Source organism: Streptomyces sp. NPDC101490, from assembly GCF_044767145.1.
Taxonomy (GTDB): Bacteria; Actinomycetota; Actinomycetes; order Streptomycetales; family Streptomycetaceae; genus Streptomyces.
Genome location: NZ_JBIWNI010000008.1, coordinates 117,869 through 138,376, shown reverse-complemented (window position 1 = coordinate 138,376; position 20,508 = coordinate 117,869). Strand labels below are relative to the sequence as shown.

Below are 20,508 nucleotides of genomic sequence, written 5' to 3'. Positions count from 1 at the left end.
GTCGGAAAGGGCGCGTCATGCGCATGCTGCTGAAGGTTCAGATGGACACCCCGGCCTGCAACGAGGCCATCAGACAGGGCACCCTGCAGAAGACGATGGAGCGCACCCTGGAGGCGCTCAGCCCCGAGGCCGCCTACTTCACGGTGGAGGACGGCTGCCGCACGGGCTATCTGTTCTTCGACCTCGCCGACCCGTCCCGACTGCCGGAGATCTCGGAACCCCTCTTCCTCGAACTGCGTGCCAGGATCCACTACTCGCCGGTCATGAACCCGGACGACCTCCGCAAGGGCCTGGGCGCCCTGACCGTCTGAGCCCGCCGGGCCCCCGGCACCGCACACGGTCCCGCGCCCGCGCGAAGGAAGGCCCGGCGCAGAGCCCGGGCGCACGGAGGCGGGCGGGGCGTGTCCTGCCCACCGGCCCGCGTCCTCGGCGCCGCGCCCCGGCCCGCCGCGCCCCGGCCCCCGACCGGTGGAGGTACACGGCCGCCGACGATGAGTGAGGGGCCCGGCGGTCCACCCTCCGCAGGCAGCCACCCGAGGAACGGTGGACCATGGACACGGAGACGTTCGACCTCGCACCACAGGCCCTGGTCGTGGCCCGGCTCGCGGCCTCGGTGCCCGACACACGGCTCGACGGCCCGACCCCCTGCCCCGACTACCGGGTCCGGGAGCTGCTGGGCCATCTCACGGGCCTCGCCGTCGCCTTCCGCGACGCCGCCCGCAAGGACCTCGGCGCCTCGACGGCCACGCCGCCCGGCACCACCCGGCCCGTCCTGCCCGCCGACTGGCGCGAGGCACTGCCCCGCGCCCTCGACGAACTGGCCGGTGCCTGGCGCGCCCCGGACGCCTGGACGGGTGCGACCCGCGCGGGCGGGGTGGAACTGCCCGGCGCGGTCGCGGCGGCGGTGGCCGCCGACGAGCTGGTGATCCACGGCTGGGACCTCGCCCGAGCCACCGGCCGGGCGTACGCCCCCGACCCGACCGCACTGGCCGTCTCGCACGCCTTCCTGAAGGCGGCGGAGGAGGACCGGGGCACGGGAATCTTCGGACCGGTCGTACGGGTTCCCGAGGACGCGCCGCCGCTCGACCGGGCGGTGGGGCTGAGCGGCCGCGACCCCCGCTGGACCCCGGCGCCGGAGCTGTAGCGCCCAGAAGGCGTCCAGGTCCCGTGGCCCTCCAGGTCCGCCCGGCCGGCCACCCCGACCCGGCCGCCACGGGCCCTGCGGACCCGTGGCGGCCCGCCGGACCGGACGCGCGGGTGGCCCCGCCGTCCACCGGGTGACCCGTTCGCACCGCGCCCAGCCCCGCCCGCCGCCCCCGGGGATACCGTCGAGGACATGGTTGGTGATCGTCAGGGCTGGCTCAGCTGTCTGCTCGCCGGAGCCGTGTTCGTCGTCTGCATGGCCGGCACCACGCTGCCGACCCCGCTCTACCCGCTCTACCAGGAGAAGTTCGGCTTCTCCGAACTGACCGTGACCGTCGTCTACGCCGTGTACGCCTTCGCCGTCATCGCCGTCCTGCTCCTCGCGGGAAACGCCTCCGACACCGTGGGACGACGGCCCGTCCTCCTCTGGGGCCTCGCCTTCTCCGCCGCGAGCGCCCTCTGCTTCCTCAACGCCGGGGGACTGTCCTGGCTCTACGCCGGACGGCTCCTCTCGGGCCTGGCGGCGGGCCTCTTCACCGGCGCCGCCACCGCGTACGTGATGGAACTCGCCCCGCCCGGCGGCACCACCCGCGCCACCTTCGTCGCCACCGCCGCCAACATGGGCGGCCTCGGCTGCGGCCCCCTCCTCGCCGGAGTGCTCGCCGAGTACGCCCCCGAGCCCCTCGTGCTGCCCTTCGCCGTCCACCTCGCCCTGGTGGTCCTCTCCACGGCCGTCCTGCTGAGGCTCCCCGAGACCGTGAGGGAACGGCGCCCGCTCAGCGCCGTACGCCCCCGGCTGCCCGCGCTGCCCGCCGGGGTCCGCACGGTGTTCGCCCCGGCGGCCGCGGCCTCCTTCGTCGGCTTCGCCCTCTTCGGCGTGTTCACCTCGGTCAGCCCCGCCTTCCTCGCCCGCTTCCTGCACGTGGACGACCACGCGGTGAGCGGCGCGGTCGTCGCCCTCGCCTTCTTCGCCTCCACCGGCGGACAGCTCGCCGTCGACCGGGTCGGCGTCACCCGCTCCCTCACCCTCGGCTGCGCCGTGCTCTTCGCCGGACTCGCCCTCCTCGCCGTCGCGCTGTACACCGACCTCCTGGTGTTCCTCGTCCTCGCCGCGGCCGTCGGAGGCACCGGCCAGGGACTCGCCTTCCGGGCGGCGCTCTCCTCGATCACGGCGGTGGCCCCGGCGGACCGCAGGGCGGCGGTCGTCTCCGCCCTGTTCGTGGTCGCGTACACCGGCATCTCGATCCCCGTGATCGGCGTCGGCCTCCTGGCGGGCCCCCTCGGCCTGGAAGGCGCGGGCCTGGTCTTCATCGCCTGCATGCTGCTCCTGGTCGCGGCGGCGGCCGGCTATCTCCGCCGCCGTCCGACGCCCCACCCGCCGACCGGGCCGACCACCCCCTGAGACGCCCCCGGAGCGCCCAGGGGCCGAATCCGGGCATACGGCATCCGCACCGCCCGCGCGACTGCCAGAATGACCGCCGTGTCCGACACGTCCGCGCGACCCGGTGGCCCCGAACCCGACGACGGCCCCCTCGACCCCGCCCAGCTCATCCGCATCACCTCCCTGCACCGGGGCTTCCTCTACCAGCACCTCTACGCCGTCGGCTGTCTGCTGCGGCTCGGCGCCGCGGGAGCGGAACGCCTGCTGGTCGAACGGGACGAGGACATCGAGGTCGTCCTCCCCGGCCGACGCCTCTACCTCCAGATCAAGACCCGGGTCAGACCGCTGCGCGGCGGCGACGTCAACGGTGCCGTGGACGCCTTCTCCGCCGTACGGGCCCGGCACGCTGACGGCGGCCGCCCCGGGCGCCCCCGGCTCGTCGTCGTGTCGAACCAGCCCCCGGGACCCGGCCTCACCGCACGGACCACCGCCGACGACTGGCCGCCGGACGTCACCCTCCTCACCCCCGGCGGCGAACCCCCCGAACCCTGGCTCCCCCCCTGCCTGGACCACCCTCGACGAAGCCGTCGCCTGGTGCGCCGGGGAAGCGGCCCGGGTCCCCTTCACCTCCCTGTCGCCGCACACCCTGGTGTGGAAGCTGGCCGCCCGCGTCGTCCTGGCCTGCACCGGACACGGCGGACAGGGCTTCACCGCGAACGAACTGCCCCCGCTGTACGAGCAGTTCGTCCAGGAACTCCAGGCCTTCCCGGCCACCCCCGCCCCCTACCTGCCCCAGGCCACCGAACCGGACCTGCTCACCGGAGCCCGGGTCCGTCTCGTCACCGGCTTCTCCGGGGCGGGAAAGACCGCCTGGGCCTCCCACGCCGCCGCGCACTCGCCCGAACCGCTCACCTACTTCGACGTGGCCACGCTCCCCGCCGAGGCGGTCGCGGGCTCCCTCGCCCGAGAACTCGCCGCCCGCCACCTCGACAGCCGGGCCCGCACCGGGCTCCCCCACGGCACCGGCACCGACACCCTCCGGGCGGTCCACCACCGACTGGCCGGAACACCCGTCGCGATCGTCCTGGACAACGCGCACCGCCTCGACGCGCACGACCTGCGGCACCTGGTCGAAGCGCTGCCCACCGCCCGCTTCGTCCTCCTCGGCCAGCCCCGCCCCGACCAGGCGGCCTTCGCCGCCCGTCTCGACGTCCGCCCCGAGACCCTCGACGGATGGACCGCCGACGACGTCGCCTCCGTCTTCGCCGACACTGGCTGCCCCGTCGACCGGCCCACCGCCGAACGCCTGGTGGGCCTCACCGGCGGTCTGCCCCTCTACGTGCGCAACGCGGCGCGGCTCACCCTCACCCATCACGACGGCGACGCCGCCCGGTTCTGCACTGCCCTGAGCGCCCGCGCCCACACCGCGCCCACCGTCCAGGACCTGATCCTCGCCGAGGTCTTCGACACCCTCGACAGCACGGCACGGACCACCGCCTACCTCCTCGCCACCGCCGAGGTCCCCCTCACCGACGAGGAGGTCCGGCGGCTCGCGCCCGCCGCCGGACTCGGCGGACCGGCCTGCGCCCGCGCGATGCGGTCCCTCACCTCGTACAGCCTCGTCCAGCGCACCGGCACCACGGCCACCCTGCACGACGCCGTCCGCTCCCTCGCCACGGAGTACGCGCCCGAAGGCGTCGCCCGGCCGGTCGAGGAAGCCCTCCGTGACCTCCTGGCCCCGACCGCCGAGGGCGGGGGCACGACGCTCCCGCGCCTCGCCCGGTGGATGACGACGCTGCCCCGGACCGGCCGCACCGAGGAACTCCTGCGGTTCACGACCCACGACTTCTTCTTCGAACAGTCCTTCGCTGCAGGGCTGGCCCCCACCCTGCGCGCCGTCGCCTCGGACGGACGGGCCGCGCCCATGGACCGCTTCGACTCCCTGAACGCCCTCGCGATCCTGGCCCAGGAAGCCGACGAACGGGACGTCCACGGATCCCTCGTGGACGACCTCGACGCCCTCGTCGCCGCGCACCCGGAAGCGTGGGGGACCCGGGAGAGGAGCGTCCTCGCGACCCAGCGGATGGCCCGGCACGCCCACACCGGAGACCTGGCGTCGATGAACGCCGCCTACCTCGCGGCCAGGGCCGGGAACGCCGACGGATCGCCGGGATCACGCGTGCTGCGGTTCAACCAGGCACGGTGCTTCTTCCTCGCCGGCCGCCACGAGCAGGCGGATCTGCTCGCCCTGGACGTCGCCGAGGCGTCCTACGCGGCCCTCGGACTCACACCCGAGGACGTGCTCGGCGCGGGCCCCGAGGAACTCCGCGCGCTCCTGGGGGAGGAAGCGGCCCGGCTGGACGACGTCAAGCGGCTGGCGGACTGCCTGGCCCTGGTGGTCCGCTGCAAACGGGAACTCGGCACCTCCCACGGGCTCGCCGCGATGCACGCGCTGAAGTTCTACCACCTGGCCCAGGCCTGGCGCCCGATGGTCGGCATGGGCCAGGAGGTGGCCGACGACTTCGTCGGGATCGGCGACCTCCAGGCCTCCCTCGGCCTGCTGGAACAGACACTGCTGCCGCTGGCGGAGCGGTACCGGCTCGACGACCTGGTGGTCGGGGTGCGCGCCCAGCGGGCCGTCGTGATCGCGCACACCGGCGATCACGCGACGGCCCTCGCCGAACTCGACGTCCTCCAACGCTACGACGTCCCCCCGGGGCAGGCCGAGGAACTGGCGCACCAGCGCGCGCTCGTCCTGCGCCTGGCCGCCGGAGCGCCCGGCCGCCCCTCCTGACCCGCTATCTCCCGCCGGAGGAGCGCGGTCCCCGGCGGCGCCACCGCGCGCAGGCGTCGAGCACGTCGACCACCGCGCCCCCCACGTGCAACGCGATCCAGCCCGCGCCCCTCAGCGCCCGCACCACGGCGGCGCCCGCCACGTCCTCCATCGTCCGTACCCCTCCCCGTTCGCCCCGTCGGCTCACTTTGATCACACAGACGCACCCGGCCGCCGCCGGGTTGCCCGGGGCGTGCAGGTCAGGCGCGGCAGCGCAGCATCTCCAGGGGCGGGTTCGCCAGCAGATCCGCCCAGAAGCCCTCGCCGAACTCCTGGACACCTGCGTCGGACACCCCGATCGGCACCCATTCCAGCGACCGGAACCCGGCGGCCCGCAGCGCCCCCTCATACACGTCACGCCGGGGCGCCGCCACGACGATGGTGATCGGCCGGGGCGAGAGGAGCGCCGTGACCCGCATCTGCGGACCCGTCCCCGTCTCCACCCCGGTCGGCTCACAGCGGAACCCATAGGGGTCCAGGGGCGGGGAGGCGACACGGTAGTCGGGGCTCTGGACGAGCAGATGGAACGTGCCGCCCGGCACCAGGTTCCGGTGCGCGTTCCGGCACATCCGCTCCATCGTCGCCACGTCCGGCGCGTAGTTGAGGCACTGCACCCCCAGCGCCAGGTCGAACGGCGTTCCGAGGAGCGGCAGTTCGGCAACATCACCGACCTCGTAGCGGACGCCCAGCGGATCGCGCCGGTCGATCTCCCGGGCCGCGGCGACCATCTCGGCGGAGATGTCGACACCGACGACCTCCGAAGCGCCCCGCCGCTTCAGCTCCCTGCTGTAGAAGCCGGTGCCGCACGCCAGGTCGAGCACCGACCTGCCCCGGACGTCCCCGACCAGTCCGAGCACGCTCGGGACCTCCCCGTACCGCGTCAACGGCAGCGCCTTGAAACCCTCGAACGCCTCGCCGATCCCGTCGTACTGCTGCACACCCATGTTCCGCCCCTCCCGTGAACCGTCCGTACGCGGCCACCCACGAGCCCCCGGTACGCGCGGGTCCCGTGGTGCGCGCTCGTGGCAGAGAGTCTTCACCGGACGGCGCCGCGCGACGAACTGGCGAATGGCACGAGACCCGGCACCCCGGAACCCCGCATCGCCCGAACGCCCGCCGGAGAAACCGCTTGTGCCCCGCCCCACCCCCACTGTCACACTGGGCCGCGTGGACGAGACGAAGATCTTCCGCCGTGCGGTCGTCACCTGGGCCTCCGGCGGCGCGGGGGCAGCGGCGGCGGCCGGGACCGCCCGAGAACTGGCCGACACCCTCCCGGTGCGCACGGCCGTCCTGGTGGAGGGCGTCAGCGACCTGGTGGCCGTCGAGACCCTGGCCGCCCGCCACGGCCGCGACCTCGAAGCGGAGGGCGTCGTCGTCGTCCCGCTCGGCGGAGTGACGAACATCGGCAGGTTCCTGGCCCTCCTCGGACCCCGGGGCCTCGACATCGGCCTCGCCGGGCTCTGCGACGCCCCGGAGGAGGACCACTTCGCCCGCGCCCTGGAACGCGAGGGCCTCGGCAGCGGCCTCACCCGCGCGGACATGGAACCGCTCGGCTTCCACGTCTGCGTCGCCGACCTGGAGGAGGAACTGATCCGCGCACTCGGCCCCGCCCGCGTCCAGCAGGTGATCGAGGCCCAGGGCGACCTGCGGGCCTGGCGCCTCTTCCGCAAGCAGCCCGCCCAGCGGGAACGGACCGTCGAGCGGCAACTGCGCCGCTTCATGGGCACCATCAGCGGCCGCAAGAGCCAGTACGCCCGCTCGCTCGTCGACGACCTGGACCTGACCCACGTCCCCCGCCCCCTCGACGGCCTCCTCGCCCACCTGCCGACACGCCCGGCCCGCGCCTCCCGATGACGTCCCGGCCCGCCTCCGGTCCGTACATTCCGAGGACAGCCCCGGAGACGTCCCGGGGACCCGGCCACGGACAGGAGCCACATGAACACGCGGGCGGCACAGCACGAGGACGACGGCCCCGGCACCACCGGACCCCAGGTCGTACGGCGGGAACCGGTCACGACGGCGGTGGTGCGCGGACACGTGCCCGCCGCGGAACTGCGGGACTTCTTCGACAGCGCCTTCGGAACGCTCGGCCGGGTCCTGCGCGAACAGGGCGTCACCCCCCTCGGCGCCGCCTTCGCGCTCCACCACGGGACCTCCGGGGAGAAGGCGGACCTGGAGGTCGGCTTCCCCACCGACCGGGCGGTACGGGCCGAGGCCGGGGTCGTGGCCGCGTCCCTGCCCGGGGGCCGGGTCGCCCGGCTCACCCACCACGGCGCCTTCGACGGACTCGGCGCCTCCTGGGAACGCCTGGGCACCTGGATGCGCGACCGGGGACTCGCACAGGGCGAGGAGCGCTGGGAGGAGTACACGACACAGCCGTCCCCCGGCATGGACCCGCGCGACCTGCGCACCGAACTCCACTGGACCATCGCCGACTGACGCCCCGAACGGCTCGACCTCCCCGAACGGCACCCCCGGCGTCCGGCGTCCGGGCTCCGGCGGTGGCTCAACCGCCGCCGAGCCCCGGCGCCCCCCACAGGGGAAACCAGCGGTCCGTCTCCGGCTCCATCGCCAGATCACCTCCGAGCAGGGCCCTGACCTGGAGTTCCAGTACATTGTCCCGGCTCTCCGGCCGGTCCGCGCGCGGCGCGAACGGATAGAACGTCCCCCGCTTGTACAGGTACACGAGGGCCAGCTCGCGGGCCCGGTGACCGTCTCCCTCCCCGGACCCCTCGGCCTCCGCCGCCCGGAAGGACGTGAGGGAACAGAGCAGGTTGGGCCCGAACCCCGCCTCCTCCAGCAGGGTGTTCACCGCGTGCAGATCGTTGACCAGCGTCACCAGATCGTCCGAGGGCCGCCGCACGGTCAGCCAGGTGTAGCCGTACGCGTCCCCGGCGTACGCCACCGGCCCCCCGGCCGCCTCCTCGTCGACGTCGAGGAGCTCCCGCACCTCCTCCTTCAGCCGCGCGAAGGCCCCGCCCTCCACCGCCGCGAAACAGACCGCCCCGGCGCCCGTGGGCACGAACCCCGCCCCCGCCTGGAGCGTCAGCGCGGCGCCAGGCAGCCCGAACAGCCGGTCGAGATCGGGCCGCACCGGCCGACTGCGCCCCAGGATGCTGTCGAGGAGCCCCACCGCCCTCACACCTCGCCGAGCTGAGCCGAGATCCGGCCGAGCTGTTCGAGCCGCTGCTCCAGCGTGGGGTGGGTGGAGAGCAGACGGCCCATGCTCTCCTTCGAGGAGAACGCCGGAGCGAACCAGAAGGCGTTGTACGGCTCCGCCTCGCGCAGGTCGCGCGTCGGAATGCGGGCCATGTCACCGCTCACCTTGGTGAGCGCCGACGCCAGGGCCGAAGGACGGCCGGTGAGCAGCGCGGCGGCCCGGTCGGCGGCCAGCTCGCGGTAGCGCGAGAGCACCCGGGTCAGCAGGAAACTGATCATGTAGACGATGCCGCTGACGACCGGTACGAGGATGATGGCCGCGCCCATCGGGCTGTTGCGGGTGCTGCGGCCCAGACCGCTGTAGAGCGCGACCCGGGTCATCATCCCGGCCAGCACACCGAGGAACGAGGCGATCGTCATGACCGCGACGTCCCGGTGCGCCACATGGGACATCTCGTGCGCCAGGACCCCTTCCAGCTCCTCGGGATCGAGGCGCCTCAGCAGTCCCGTCGTGACACAGACCAGGGCGGTCTTCTCGCCCCGGCCGGTGGCGAAGGCGTTCGGGATGTCGCTGTCGGCGATCGCCACCTTCGGCTTCGGCATGTCGGCCAGCGCGCAGATCCGGTCCACGGTGCCGTGCAGTTCGGGCGCCTGTTCCCGGGACACCTCACGCGCGCCCATGCCCAGGGCGGCGATCCGGTCGCTGAACCAGAACTGCGCGACGAAGAGCAGTCCGATGATCAGCAGGACGACCGGCCAGGAACCGCGCAGCAGCACCAGCAGGACGCCGACGAACACCACGTACAGCAGCCCGATCAGGAACATCGTCGTCGCCATACGGGTCGAGAGCCCCCGGTCGGGGGCGTAACGGGACCGGGACAAGGACCGCGCTCTGGCCATGCGGACACCCTCTTCCAGAACCGGCCGGGAACCGACCGGACCAGCCTTCACCGCCCCCTGCTACCAGTGTGCTCCCCGAACGCCCGGAACGGGCGGCGGGCCGTCCCCGGACCCGCACCGGGTCAGGGGACGGCCCGCAGGGCCAGGGCGAAAGGGCCGGGCCGGCAAGGGCCGGGGAAGCCGCCTCACAGGCGCTTGGCGCTCCGCAGGGTCTTGGCGTAGTAGCCGTTGCCGTCCAGCCGGGACACTCCGCCGAGGTCCCCGATCGTGGGACCGTTCACCTCTTCCCGGCTGGAGACGAAGATCAGGTGCCCCTCGGTGTCGTGGCCGAGGACCATCCCGACGTGGTCGAGCCGCTGCCCGGTCCGGGCGTCCAGCTTGAAGAAGACGATGTCGCCCGGCTGGAGCAGGTCGATCGTGGTCGGCCGGTCCTGCGCCGAGACACCGGTCAGCGGCAGGACGTCGGTGCCCTCCCCGGAGCGGGCCATGCCGTTCGCGGTGCGCGGCAGACCGTTGCCGGACTTGTCCGAGGACATCAGGGGGTAGCGCGCCCGGTAGCCGAGCACCATGCGCAGATAGCCGGAGCAGTCCAGGGACCTGGCCCGCTTCGTCTCGGGCTTGCCGACGTTGCCGTCCCGGAAGGGGTAGGACAGGCCGAGGTAGTCGTAGAAGTCCGACTGTTCGAGGCGCAGGTCACCGCCCTCGGCCCCGGTGGTGTTCAGCGGCCCGAAGTTCGCGTCGCCCGCGAAGGAGACCCCCTCCTTGTCCTTCCGCTCCTGCGCGCCCGCCACGTACTGGAAGGCGATGGCGAAGAGGTCGTCCTCCTTGCTGTCCGCGAACTCCGCGTACCACTCCTGGAACCACTTCTGCTTCTCCGCGCCCTCGGACCAGACCTTGGGCATCAGCCGCACCCAGTCGGTGGTGGAGACCTTGGAGGCGGTGGAGGTGGGCTCGGCGAAGGTCCGGCCGGGGCCGGTCAGCTTCGCCGTCCGCGCGCCGTCGGTGAGGACCGCCTTGATCCCGCCGTCGCCGCCCCTCAGCACGCTGCGCGCGGGGTTCTCCAGGCGGGACCAGCGCTCCTCGCCCGTGGCCTTGGCACCCGGCTTCCGCGCACCGTCGAGCACTCCCATGTTGCGCACCTCGGTGACACCCCGGTCCTCCTGCTTGCGGAGTTCGAGCGTGAGGTATCCCGAGGTCGCGACGAGCCCGAGGACCACGAGCCCCGAGAGCAGCGGGCGTGACGTCTTCTTCCCTGCCATGGTTGTTCCTCGATTCTCAGACGGTGGGCATGATGCCGAGCAGCAGCCCGGCGGCGACGACGATGTACGCCATGAGGGAGACGGAGGCGGTCGCCAGCAGGGTCGGGCCCTTCGGCTGGCGGACCAGCTGGTACGCGATGAGACCGGGCACGATGAAGCCGAGGGTCTGGTTGCCGTAGAGCAGCGGGAACTCCAGCGACAGGACGATCATCACGGTGGCCTGGAGCAGCACGCCGAGGAGGACCACGGCCGCGAAGAGCCGCTTGCCGTAGAGGATCACGAGCCGCTGCATGAGCTTGGTGCCCGCGTAGGTGAGGGCGGTGACGCCGACGACCATGGCCGCCCGCTGGAGGTCCTCGATGAGGGTGAGGGCGATCCAGCCCGGGGTGATCATCCCACCGGGGGAGAGGTTGGTGGTGAGGTAGCACAGGAGGGAGAAGAGCAGGCCTATGGCGATGCCCAGGGCGGCCATCTCGGGAGTCAGGGCGGCGGTGGTCAACAGGGGCTCCGGGCGCGGGTACGAGGGGTGGGGCGGGGCGGTCGGCGGCGGCCGGCGGTCAGGAGTGCGGAGGCGGTCGCTCGCCCTCGGGGGCGGGCTGCTGGGGGAACCAGCCGTAGGACGCCTCGTTCCCGTGCGGGTTCCAGTCCTCCTCGGGCTCGTACCGGTTCGTGGCGGCCGGAGCCTCGTACCGGTTCGTGGCGGCGGGAGCCTCGTACCGGGTGGTGGCGGCCGCAGTGTCGTTCCAGTCCGCCCAGGGCGCGGACGGCGTCTCCACCGGCGGCGCGGGAGCCCGTACGACGGGGATCTCCTGCGTCCGCGAGACCTGGTGGCGCTCCTCGTACGCGGCGGGGTACGAGGCGTACGGGTCCAGGTGGACCGGCTGGGCGGCGACGGGAGCCGCCGCGTCCGGGCCGGTCCCGGTGGGGCTCTCGTCCGCCGGGAGCCCGGCCAGGTACTCCAGCAGCTCCTCGCCCTGGCCGTGGATGTTGCCGATGGCGACGAGCGAGGAGCCGTCGGGCATCCGCGCGAGCATCGCGGGCATGAACTCCTCGGCCGGGCGGCGCTCGCCGCCGAGGTCGACCGCCCTGTCCCGCCACTCCGCCGGGATGGCGTCGATGGCGCTCCTGGCCGGGTGGCCGATGACGAAGACGTTGTCCGGCCGCAGGTCGGGGATGATCTCGCCCATCTGGCCGTTGCGCTCCACCCGGTCGGGGCGGCAGTTGATCACGACGTTCAGGGGACGGCTGACGGCCCCGAGGTCCAGCAGCTGGTTGACGTTCATCAGGGTCGACTCGGGGTCGTTCGCGGCGAAGACGTTGGCGAACGCGAGACGCCGGTTCTCCGGCGTCACATAGCGCTCCACGGAGAGCACACCGGGGTCCGGCGGGGCGTCGTACATGCCCTGGAGGGCGGTACCCCGCTCGATGCCGAGCAGCTCCGCCACCGCCAGGGCGATGGCGACGTTCTCCTTGAAGGTGAACCAGCTGAACCCGCGCAGCTCCGCGTCGCTGACCGTCTCCGGGTCGGCGTACACGAGCCGGCAGTTCCGGGCGTCCGCCTCCTCCTGGAGGATGTGGAAGCGTTCCTTCTCCGCCGTCACGCAGATGCCGTCCTCGGGCATCGAACGGCACAGGGACCGGGCCACGTCGTCCAGGGTGGGGCCCATCTCCGCGAGGTGGTCCTCACGCACGTTGCACAGGACGCCGATCGTGGAGCGGATCAGCTTGCTCTGGTTGATCTCCTGGAGCGCGGGCATGACCGCCATGCACTCGATGACGAGCGCGTGCGGCCGGTACGTGGCGGCCCGCCGGACGATGCCGATCTGCTCCACGATGTTCGCGATGCCGAACTTCCGGTAGACCGGCTCCTCGGTCGCGTCGGGGTGGATGAAGCGCGCCGCCGTGCCCGTCGTCTTGGCGACGGTGGTCAGCCCGCCGCCGCGCAGGGCGCCCGCGCAGAGCCGGGTGATCGACGACTTGCCCCGGATGCCGTTGACGAGGACCCGGGCGGGGATCGTGTGCAGGGCCGCGTAGTGCCTGCGCTGTTCGACGATGCCCGCGGCCAGCAGGGCGATCCCGCCGATCAGCAGGACGAAGTAGAGATAGAGCACGGCCTTGTCACCTTCCGCCGAATTCGGACCGGGGCTCCATGGGCCGCCGTACCTGCTGCTGTCGCTGGGCCTGCGCCTCCTGGCGCAGGATCTCCAGGCTGCGGACGACCGCGCCCACCTCGTCCTGGTAGCGGGGGTAGAGCACCGTCTTCACATCGCCGTCCACGAGCTTCTCCGCGCCGGTGGCCAGGGCCCGCAGCGGCCGGACGACCACCAGGAGGACCCAGCCGAGGCAGAGGATGATCGCGGCGAGCCCGAGCATCCCCGCGAGGACGCTGCGGTCCTCACGCTCGTACGGGGCGATCTGGAAGCGCTCGGCGTCCTGCCAGCTGACCACGGTCCAGCCGAGTTCGGAGGTCACGCCGCCGCCGGAGAACGGAGCCGCCGCCGCGACGGTGACCCTGCTGCCCTCCCGCAGCAGCAGCCCGTTCTCGACCGGACTCGTGCCGACCGGCACGCGGGCCGCCCGGACGAGCTCGGCGAGCGTCTTGTCCGGCAGCTCCGCGAACGCCAGGAACCCGGCGTTGCCCGCGATGCTCAGGCCCTCGGAGTCCACCACGCGGACCTCGCCGAGGCCGGGGCGGGCGAGCAGGGAGTTGAGGAAGTCCACCCGGATCTCGCCGACGAGGGTGTGGCCCTCGCGCTCCGGCAGCGGGGCGGAGGCCTGCACGATCGGCTCCTTGCCGCCCTTGCCGGACACCTGGACCGGGGGCTGGTCCTCGCCCGGCTTCCAGTCGTGCGGCTCCGAGCCCACGTGCGCGCCGACCCGGCCGTCGCCGTCGACGACGTACAGCGCGCGGTAGCGGGGGTGCTTGGCCAGGGCGTCCTCCAGGAGGCCCGTGGTGGCGGCCTCGTCCTCCTTCCCGATGAGCCGGGAGGCGGACACGAGGTCGGCCTGTGCCTCGTTGAGCGCCCTGCGGAGCCGGTCCGTGATCAGGTCCGTGCGCTCGCGCTGGTCGTTCACCATCGTGGCGGGCACGCTCACCGTGTCGTCCGTGCGGTTCAGCACGAGGCCGACGGGTACGCACCACAGGAGCAGCAGGACGGCCGTCAGGACGAGCGGGCCGCGTCCGCCGACACGGATCCTGCGCCGGGGCGCGGTGCCGTCGTCGGCGTACTCGCCGTTGAGCTGGCGGCGCAGCCGTTCGAGGGCGGCGCCGATGCGGGCGGCCTCGCCCCAGCGGGGCACGGTCACCGGGCGCGTCCGGTCGCCGCGGGCGAGCCTGCGCGACTCCAGGAACAGCCGCAGCAGGGGCCGCTGCACGGTCGCCCAGAGGAGGAGGACGGCGAGCAGTCCGAGCGCCACGAGGGCTCCGGCCGCCGCGAGCCCGAAGAGCCCGCGTTCCTGCTCGGCGGTGCGCTGCTGGACCACGGGCAGCAGGGACACGACGGTGAGGCCCAGCCCCGCGGCCTGGCTCGGCTTGTCCTCGGGGTCGGGGGAGGAGAGCGAGGCGTATCCGGCGGTGGCCACACGGCCGTTGTACTCGCCGCCGAGGAGGGTGCCGCTGACACCGGGGTAGCCGCGCGCACCGGGTTCCTTGGCGCGGACGGGATGCTGCTCGGTCCGCTCGGCGGCCTGGCCGCCCAGCCTGGTCATCTGCTGGTGGAGGAAGGCCAGCTCCTTGCGCTCCTGGTCGGAGTTGAGCGCCTCGGCCTGCTCGAAGCCGGAGGTGGCGAGGATCTCGCCGTCCTCGGCGACGACCGCCATGGTGCGGAACGGGCCGAGGCTGACCGCGGGCACGGCCAGGCTGCTCGACGCGATCAGAAGCTGCTGCGGCCGGTCCTTCCAGTCCAGGACCGCCATGGTCATCAGCCGGACGTCACCGGTCTCCAGCCGCACCATCCGGGGCGTCAGGGCCTGCTTGCCGGTCAGGACGTCCTTGTCCAGCCAGGCGAGCGGGATGGTCTCCCCGCGTGCGGCGAGGACCTCGCCGTCCTCCAGGTCGACGACGGTGGTGCCGGTCCACTTCTGGTACGTGCGGCCCAGGTCGGCCAGGATCCGCTCGGCCTTCACCGGGCGGCCCGCGCTCAGTGCCGTGGCCGTGCGGTCCAGGTCGGTGACCCGTTCGTCGATCGAGGCGCGCAGCGCGATGGCCCCGTCCTCCGCGAAGTACTGCTGTGAGGACAGCACGGCCTTCGGCGCGACCGGCTGTTCGCCCGGACCGAGCACCTTGGCGGTCAGACCCGCGAGGGCGAGGACCAGGACGCACAGGACCGCGATCGGCGGGCGGATGCCGCCGAGGAGCGGCATGTCCGCGCGCCGGCGCAGCCGCCGTCGTCCTCCGCGTACGGCATACGCGGTGTTGCTCGATGTCACTGCTGCTCTTTCCTGGTTCCTGCGGCTGTCGCGGTGCGGTGGCCGCCGCGCCGGTGGGGCGGCGGCCACCGGCGCGGGTGTCCATGGACGCCGGTGCCCGTCGGCTCCGGTGGTCCTCGGCGGGTGGGCCGGGGTCTGTGCCGGGCGTCGGGACCGGCGCGGGGCGCGCGGGTTCCGACGCTTCGGGGCGGATGGTCCGCCCGGTGTGCGGGGACGCTCCTGGGCGAGTGGTCCGCCTGGTGTGCGGGGATGCTCCGGGGCGGATGGTTCGCGGTCGGCTCAGTTCTTCAGCGAGAGCTCGGCGAGCCCGTCGCCGCCGGGAGCGCCCCGGTTGAACAGGAAGCCGCGTGTCCGCTCCAGGGCGAGGCGGTAGCGGGCCAGCCGGTCCGCGTTCAGGTCGCCCGGTGTGTCGAGCAGCTGCCGGGGATCGACGAGCCGGAGGTCCTCGACGGCGCCCTTGGGCAGTTCCTCGTCGTCCTCGACCTCGGGCGGGATGTCCACGAGGGTGGTGCGGTAGCGGGCGGCCACGTCCCAGCCGGACTCCGTCTCCCGGAACTCGAACCAGCCGATCGCGCCCTCCTCGGTGAGTCCCGTGGGGGAGGAGTGGCGGGCCACCTGGTTGCCCAGACTGAAGGCGATCCAGGTGCCGTTCAGCTTCTGGATCGGCTGGACCACGTGCGCGTGGTGGCCGATCACGAGGTCGATCCCGGTCTCCTCGGTGATCCGCTCGGCCAGGTCCAGCTGGGGCACGCTCGGCTCGTTGTAGTGCTCAAGGCCCCAGTGGACCGAGAGGATCACCACGTCCGCGCCCTGCTGCCGGGCCCGGGCCTCGGCCTTCTTGATCTCGGCGGTGCTGATCCGGTTGAAGGCCCAGCCCTGCTTCTTCGGCGTCGGGTTGAGGAAGGACTCCCACGAGTAGGACAGGTGCGCCACCTTGACGCCCTTGACCTCGCGGAGGGTGATCTTCTCCGCTTCCTCGCGGGTGCGGGCCGAACCGGCGTGGCCGAGCCCGATCCGGTCCATGGTGTCCAGGGTGCGGCGGACGCCCGTCAGACCGTGGTCGAAGGTGTGGTTCGAGGCGGTCGAGCAGGTGTCGTAACCGATGTCCTTCAGCGAGGTGAGGATCTGCGGCGGGACCAGGAACTCCGGGTAGCCCTCGAAGGGTCCCCGGGGCTTGCCGACGGGGGTCTCCATGTGGCAGATGGCCAGGTCGGCCTTGCTGATCACCGGCTGCACCCCGGCCATGAGGGGGCCGAAGTCCAGCCCCGCGTCCCCCTTGCCGGTCCGCTTCGCGTCCTTGGCCGCCTGCTCGACCAGCTCGGGATGGATGAGAACATCTCCGGCGGCGGCCACGGTGAACGTGCGTCCGCCGGGTTTGGTCCGCGACTCCGAGGGGGTCGGGGCGCAGCCGGCGGTCAGCACGGCGAGGACCGCGGTGGCGGCGAGCACACGACCTAGGGGGAGAGAATCGCAGAATGTCACAGCCCGATCTTCACACGATCTTTAAGATCGACTTTTCGCGTAAGATTACAAGATCATCACTTTTTCTTTACTCCCTCATTGCCTTGGGTACATGTCTGGGCCTTGTTGGATGCCAGGCGACACCGGGTGACATGTCGGACACGAAGCGTTCGCAAGTCGGAGGGCTCGTGGACCTCGACGGCCGGATCCGTGAGTACACCGAGCGGATCGGGGACCGGGAGCCGTACAGGAAGCCCTCCAAGGAGCAGAGGGGGCACATCGCCGAGGGTGTCGGAGCGCTCCTCGACGGCGACCTCCCGACGGCCGGGGAACGGCTCGGCGCCGTCGGTCTCGGCGTGGTCCGGCTCACGGACGCCACCTCCGGCCGGCGCTACCACGAGGTCGCAGCCGAGAAGGACGGCACCGAGGAGGCGCGCTGGGGGCGGCTCTACGTCCCCGCCGACGCCCCCGTCCGGTGGAGCGCGCAGGTCCCGCACCCCGTCGCCGACCGTGGCACCGAGCATCTCGGGACCCGGCTCATGGAGGGCGCGCCCGGTGGCGCGCTCGTCCTCGCCGGGGCCCATCGCACCGCGGGCAAGGGGGACGCGGCGGACGTGGCGCACCGCACGGACAGCGCGTTCCACGTGATCGTCGACCAGCTCCAGAAGCGGAAGATCCCCGGCGTCCAGCTCCACGGCTTCGCCCGTGCGAAGGACCGCCCGTACGACGCGATCCTCTCCACCGGCGCCACCCAGGCGGCCTCCGCCGACGCCCGCGCCCTGGCGGACCTCATGGAGGACGGCGGGGCCAGGGTCTGCCGGGGCTGGGTGGACCGCTGCCCGCTGGAAGGCACCACGAACGTCCAGGGGAAGGCGGCACAGTGGGACGGAGCGGCCTTCATCCACGTCGAACTGGCCCCGGACAACCGGGCCGATACCACCGAGGCACAGGACACGACGGAGGCCCTGACCCGCCTGGTGACGACCTGGTCGGAACGGGGCCGCCAGGGCTGACCCCCGCACGCCGCCCGGAGCGCGAGGCCCGATCGGCCCGGCGCCGTCGCGCGGACCGGCCGGGACGGCCGCCACGCATGGCCCGTCCTGGTCGTCCCGGTCGTTGGGGTCGGCGGCTGGCGAGCAGGAGGGGTGAAAACGTCTTGGCGACACATCTGTTAAGAAATTCTTTCTAGAAAAGTATTCCAGATTTACCGCTTCGCGGGCCACAGTTGCCCCATGACTGATCGTGAACCCGGCGGACTGCCGGAATCTGATGAGCATGGGCATGGCATCCCGGGGGGTGGTGTCCCCCCGACCCGGATGCCCGCCGTCGAGCCGGGCTACGGCCGTCCCCCTGGTTTCGGACCCCCGCCGGACCACCTGTACCCGTGGCCGCAGCCCGGTGGTCACGGACCTCCGGGGCCGCCGCAGCACTTCGGAGGTCCGTTGCCTCCCCCGCCCGGCGGGGGCGGGCGTGGCCCCTTCGAGGGCAGGCTCGCCGTGCTGCTCGCGGCCCTCGCGGTGGGCCTGCTGGTCATCGGTGGCGGTGTGTACGTCGCGTCCGGCGGTGACCGGCAGCGGACGGGGAAGCCCGTGGCGGAGACGGCGGCCACGCCGTCCGGTTCCCCGTCGGTCGACCGGGGCGACGGGAGGGGCGCGGGCGGCGACACCCCTGCCTACGATCACAACGCCGGTATCGGGGCGGGCGAGTCGCCGGTCTGGCTGCGCGAGAACCGGACCGATCTGGCCCGCAAGGGCGCCGAGCAGTACGGCCCGTGGCGGGTGGGCGGTGTGGTGGTCAAGGCGATGTACAAGGAGGTCGTCGCCTATGCGGTGGCCGACGGTCGGGAGATGTGGAAGGCCGCGTTGGAGACGCGGCTGTGCAGCGTTCCTCATGCTCCGTCCGTGAGCGGGAAACTGGTCGTCGGCGTTCTGGAGAGCGACACCGCCGAGGGCGACTGTACGGGCCTCCAGCAGATCGACCTCGCCACGGGGAGGGCGGGCTGGAGGATACGGGTGCCGCGGGAGTACACCGACGACACCGGCCGCTTCCAGATGGCCGTCGTCGGCGAGACCGTCGCGATCACCCGGAGGCTGGGCATGATCGGCTTCTCGGTCACCGACGGCAGGAGACTCTTCGGTACGTCGACGACGGGCGCCTGCTTCCCCGTCTCGCTCGCGGGCGGCGCCAAGCTGATCTATCTCGTCGAGTGCCTCGGCCCGAAGGGTGGCACCGGCCTCAGTGCCACCCGGGTCCAGGAGCTCGACCCGGCGACGGGCCGGGCCAAGTGGACCCACCAGTACGCCGACGGATGGAGGGTCGGCCAGGTCTATTCCGTGGACCCGCTGGTCGTCTCCGTTCGCCGTGCGAAGGTCTGGAACATCACGGCCTTCACCCCGGACGGCGGGATCCGGTCACAGATCGCACCCGAGTTCCCGGTCAGCGACCACTGCGACGCCCTCGCCTCCTACGACGTACAGGGCTGCTACGGCGCCGTGACTGACGCCGAGACGCTGTACATCGCCGGGGGCAAGACCGACGGCGCCGGTCACGTCACCTACGCGGTCGTCGCTGTCGACCTGGACACCGGTACGGAGAAGTGGCGCGCGGCCGGGCCCGACGGCCGCACCATGTGGCCGCTGGCGGTCGAGAACGGCAAGCTCGTCGTATACCTCGCGACCCGCCCGGGGACGGCGGGCGCGGTCGCAGTTCTCGCCCCGACCGGCGGCGCCCCGCAGACGGTCTTGCGGAGTCCGGCAGCCGCCGTCGGCGCCGAACGCGGCTTCGAGCCCTCCCGTGCGCGCCTGGCCTGGGCGGGCGGAAGGATCTTCCTGCTCAAGGACCGTGTGTTCAGTCCTCGGCCCAGGGCGGTGGACCACTCGATCCTGTCCTTCGGGAAGTAGGTCTTCAGTCGGTGGAACCCGGCGCGCGAGCGCCCGGTCGGACCCCGCCGTGACACGCAGCCGCCCACGGGCGAGCGGAATCCGAGGGACCAGATGCAGAACCCGTACCAGCAGCCGAACCCTTCTTCACAGCCGTACCCGTACCCCCACACACGGCAGGACGTTCCGCCCTACCCGGTGGGCAGGCCGTTCGGGGCGCCTGAGCCGCCGCCGGACAAGAGGAAGAAGACCACCACCGTCGTCGCGGTCTGCGCGGCGACCGTCGTCGTAGCCACTGTCGTCGTCACCGGTGTCGTGGTCCTCAAGGACGAAGGCGTGGGCAACGGCCGGGCCGACCACGGGACGGGCGGCCGTCCGTCGTCAGCCTCCGCCTCGTCTCCAGCGCCCTCCGGCACCGACGCGAGGCACGGCTCGGGCGGAGTGGAACCGACCATCGCGGGATGGAAGGCAGTGGTCAGTCCCGCACACGGCACGGCCTTCGACGTCCCGGCGGACTGGGAGGTCGATCCCGACATCAGCTCCAGCGGCTACCCGGACAACAACAACCCGGACAAGAGGCTCGTCCAGCACGCCGTGCCCGCCTTCTACAAGGCCGCATGGTGCAGCATCGACGCGGACGGCAGCGGCCTGATCAGCGACTTCGAACTCGGCAGCGCCGGCGTCCAGGGCGTCACCGGGGCCAAGGACACCCGTGAGATCGCCGAGAAGGTGGCGCCGCTCTGGGTCTACGCCGCGTTCACCCAGCCGGACAAGAACGTCGTCACCCGGTACAGGGCGGTGGATTACACCACCGAGGCGGGTGTCAGGGGCAGCTATGTGAAGGCGTACTCCGAGGGTGCCGAGAAGCCCAACAAATGTGCGGGCGACGGCCAGGCGGTCGTCTTCTGCTTCAAGAACTCCAGGGGTGACTTCGTCGCCTGGGACATCTACGCCAGAACGGGGGTGCCCGGCGCCCTGAGCGACGACCTGATCATGAGGATCCTGAGCACCGTCCGGCTGGCGGGCGACCCCACCGACCCGCCGCCGTGACCTGCGGGCCGGAGT

At 72.7% G+C, this 20,508-nt stretch carries 18 protein-coding genes; 9 read left to right on the top strand and 9 right to left on the bottom strand.

Going from position 1 to position 20,508, the window contains the following annotated elements:
* Nucleotides 1–17 precede the first annotated feature (17 nt).
* The 4 genes from ACIRQY_RS18195 (at nucleotide 18) to ACIRQY_RS18180 (ending at nucleotide 5,318) form a co-directional block, all read left to right on the top strand.
* The gene (locus ACIRQY_RS18195) at nucleotides 18–311 is read left to right on the top strand and encodes a hypothetical protein (RefSeq protein WP_403926708.1); all 294 of its coding nucleotides are present in this window, start codon (nucleotides 18–20) and stop codon (nucleotides 309–311) included.
* Nucleotides 312–550: 239 nt separating this feature from the next.
* Nucleotides 551–1,144: a TIGR03086 family metal-binding protein gene (locus ACIRQY_RS18190; RefSeq protein ID WP_403926706.1), complete on the top strand. Its 594-nt coding sequence runs from the start codon at nucleotides 551–553 to the stop codon at nucleotides 1,142–1,144.
* Between the two features lie 192 nt (nucleotides 1,145–1,336).
* Complete coding sequence (locus tag ACIRQY_RS18185) at nucleotides 1,337–2,545, top strand: MFS transporter (RefSeq protein WP_403926703.1); 1,209 nt, start codon at nucleotides 1,337–1,339, stop codon at nucleotides 2,543–2,545.
* A gap of 628 nt (nucleotides 2,546–3,173) precedes the next feature.
* Nucleotides 3,174–5,318 (top strand): AAA family ATPase, encoded by a 2,145-nt coding sequence (locus ACIRQY_RS18180; RefSeq protein ID WP_403926700.1) that lies wholly within the window; start codon nucleotides 3,174–3,176, stop codon nucleotides 5,316–5,318.
* Between the two features lie 4 nt (nucleotides 5,319–5,322).
* Here the strand turns inward: ACIRQY_RS18180 and ACIRQY_RS18175 are convergent, their stop codons facing one another.
* Nucleotides 5,323–5,469 carry a hypothetical protein gene (locus ACIRQY_RS18175; protein ID WP_351788075.1) on the bottom strand — a complete coding sequence of 49 codons (147 nt, stop codon included), beginning with the start codon at nucleotides 5,467–5,469 and terminating at the stop codon, nucleotides 5,323–5,325.
* An 88-nt stretch (nucleotides 5,470–5,557) separates the two neighbouring features.
* Nucleotides 5,558–6,301 (bottom strand): class I SAM-dependent methyltransferase, encoded by a 744-nt coding sequence (locus ACIRQY_RS18170; RefSeq protein WP_351788073.1) that lies wholly within the window; start codon nucleotides 6,299–6,301, stop codon nucleotides 5,558–5,560.
* A 223-nt stretch (nucleotides 6,302–6,524) separates the two neighbouring features.
* On the opposite strand from ACIRQY_RS18170, the gene ACIRQY_RS18165 reads away from it, so the two are divergent.
* Nucleotides 6,525–7,211 carry a TOPRIM nucleotidyl transferase/hydrolase domain-containing protein gene (locus ACIRQY_RS18165; protein WP_403926696.1) on the top strand — a complete coding sequence of 229 codons (687 nt, stop codon included), beginning with the start codon at nucleotides 6,525–6,527 and terminating at the stop codon, nucleotides 7,209–7,211.
* A gap of 81 nt (nucleotides 7,212–7,292) precedes the next feature.
* Nucleotides 7,293–7,796 (top strand): GyrI-like domain-containing protein, encoded by a 504-nt coding sequence (locus ACIRQY_RS18160; RefSeq protein ID WP_403926693.1) that lies wholly within the window; start codon nucleotides 7,293–7,295, stop codon nucleotides 7,794–7,796.
* Nucleotides 7,797–7,863: 67 nt separating this feature from the next.
* On the opposite strand, the gene ACIRQY_RS18155 is transcribed toward ACIRQY_RS18160, so the two are convergent.
* The 7 genes from ACIRQY_RS18155 to ACIRQY_RS18125 form a co-directional block, all read right to left on the bottom strand.
* Nucleotides 7,864–8,490, bottom strand: a complete 627-nt coding sequence (locus ACIRQY_RS18155; RefSeq protein WP_403926690.1) for a hypothetical protein — start codon at nucleotides 8,488–8,490, stop codon at nucleotides 7,864–7,866.
* 5 nt (nucleotides 8,491–8,495) lie between these two features.
* A complete protein-coding gene (gene htpX, locus ACIRQY_RS18150; protein ID WP_351788063.1) occupies nucleotides 8,496–9,416 on the bottom strand; it encodes a zinc metalloprotease HtpX in 921 nt (306 codons plus the stop codon).
* Between the two features lie 185 nt (nucleotides 9,417–9,601).
* The gene (locus ACIRQY_RS18145; protein WP_351788061.1) at nucleotides 9,602–10,675 is read right to left on the bottom strand and encodes a hypothetical protein; all 1,074 of its coding nucleotides are present in this window, start codon (nucleotides 10,673–10,675) and stop codon (nucleotides 9,602–9,604) included.
* A 16-nt stretch (nucleotides 10,676–10,691) separates the two neighbouring features.
* Nucleotides 10,692–11,174, bottom strand: a complete 483-nt coding sequence (locus ACIRQY_RS18140; protein ID WP_351788058.1) for a poly-gamma-glutamate biosynthesis protein PgsC/CapC — start codon at nucleotides 11,172–11,174, stop codon at nucleotides 10,692–10,694.
* Nucleotides 11,175–11,232: 58 nt separating this feature from the next.
* Nucleotides 11,233–12,786: a poly-gamma-glutamate synthase PgsB gene (gene pgsB / locus ACIRQY_RS18135; RefSeq protein WP_403926686.1), complete on the bottom strand. Its 1,554-nt coding sequence runs from the start codon at nucleotides 12,784–12,786 to the stop codon at nucleotides 11,233–11,235.
* A 7-nt stretch (nucleotides 12,787–12,793) separates the two neighbouring features.
* On the bottom strand, nucleotides 12,794–15,037 hold the full coding sequence (locus tag ACIRQY_RS18130; RefSeq protein WP_403926948.1) for a HAMP domain-containing protein: 2,244 nt from the start codon (nucleotides 15,035–15,037) through the stop codon (nucleotides 12,794–12,796).
* Nucleotides 15,038–15,382: 345 nt separating this feature from the next.
* Nucleotides 15,383–16,525, bottom strand: a complete 1,143-nt coding sequence (locus tag ACIRQY_RS18125; protein ID WP_403926946.1) for a CapA family protein — start codon at nucleotides 16,523–16,525, stop codon at nucleotides 15,383–15,385.
* Between the two features lie 191 nt (nucleotides 16,526–16,716).
* Here ACIRQY_RS18125 and ACIRQY_RS18120 point away from each other — a divergent pair, with 191 nt between their 5' ends.
* The 3 genes from ACIRQY_RS18120 to ACIRQY_RS18110 all read left to right on the top strand — a co-directional run bounded on the left by ACIRQY_RS18120 (nucleotide 16,717) and on the right by ACIRQY_RS18110 (nucleotide 20,493).
* Nucleotides 16,717–17,577 carry a hypothetical protein gene (locus tag ACIRQY_RS18120; protein WP_403926683.1) on the top strand — a complete coding sequence of 287 codons (861 nt, stop codon included), beginning with the start codon at nucleotides 16,717–16,719 and terminating at the stop codon, nucleotides 17,575–17,577.
* A gap of 429 nt (nucleotides 17,578–18,006) precedes the next feature.
* Nucleotides 18,007–19,464, top strand: coding sequence for a PQQ-binding-like beta-propeller repeat protein (locus ACIRQY_RS18115; RefSeq protein WP_403926680.1), 1,458 nt, complete (start codon nucleotides 18,007–18,009; stop codon nucleotides 19,462–19,464).
* A 93-nt stretch (nucleotides 19,465–19,557) separates the two neighbouring features.
* The gene (locus ACIRQY_RS18110) at nucleotides 19,558–20,493 is read left to right on the top strand and encodes a hypothetical protein (RefSeq protein ID WP_403926677.1); all 936 of its coding nucleotides are present in this window, start codon (nucleotides 19,558–19,560) and stop codon (nucleotides 20,491–20,493) included.
* Nucleotides 20,494–20,508: the final 15 nt, after the last annotated feature.

What these genes read in the sequence shown, in the direction of transcription:
- ACIRQY_RS18195 (WP_403926708.1), top strand. Translation starts at nt 18, where the DNA reads ATGCGCATGCTGCTGAAGGTTCAGATGGACACCCCGGCCTGCAACGAG.
- ACIRQY_RS18190 (WP_403926706.1), top strand. Translation starts at nt 551, where the DNA reads ATGGACACGGAGACGTTCGACCTCGCACCACAGGCCCTGGTCGTGGCC.
- ACIRQY_RS18185 (WP_403926703.1), top strand. Translation starts at nt 1,337, where the DNA reads ATGGTTGGTGATCGTCAGGGCTGGCTCAGCTGTCTGCTCGCCGGAGCC.
- ACIRQY_RS18175 (WP_351788075.1), bottom strand. Translation starts at nt 5,469, where the DNA reads ATGGAGGACGTGGCGGGCGCCGCCGTGGTGCGGGCGCTGAGGGGCGCG.
- ACIRQY_RS18170 (WP_351788073.1), bottom strand. Translation starts at nt 6,301, where the DNA reads ATGGGTGTGCAGCAGTACGACGGGATCGGCGAGGCGTTCGAGGGTTTC.
- ACIRQY_RS18160 (WP_403926693.1), top strand. Translation starts at nt 7,293, where the DNA reads ATGAACACGCGGGCGGCACAGCACGAGGACGACGGCCCCGGCACCACC.
- htpX (WP_351788063.1), bottom strand. Translation starts at nt 9,416, where the DNA reads ATGGCCAGAGCGCGGTCCTTGTCCCGGTCCCGTTACGCCCCCGACCGG.
- ACIRQY_RS18145 (WP_351788061.1), bottom strand. Translation starts at nt 10,675, where the DNA reads ATGGCAGGGAAGAAGACGTCACGCCCGCTGCTCTCGGGGCTCGTGGTC.
- ACIRQY_RS18130 (WP_403926948.1), bottom strand. Translation starts at nt 15,037, where the DNA reads ATGCCGCTCCTCGGCGGCATCCGCCCGCCGATCGCGGTCCTGTGCGTC.
- ACIRQY_RS18120 (WP_403926683.1), top strand. Translation starts at nt 16,717, where the DNA reads ATGTCGGACACGAAGCGTTCGCAAGTCGGAGGGCTCGTGGACCTCGAC.
- ACIRQY_RS18110 (WP_403926677.1), top strand. Translation starts at nt 19,558, where the DNA reads ATGCAGAACCCGTACCAGCAGCCGAACCCTTCTTCACAGCCGTACCCG.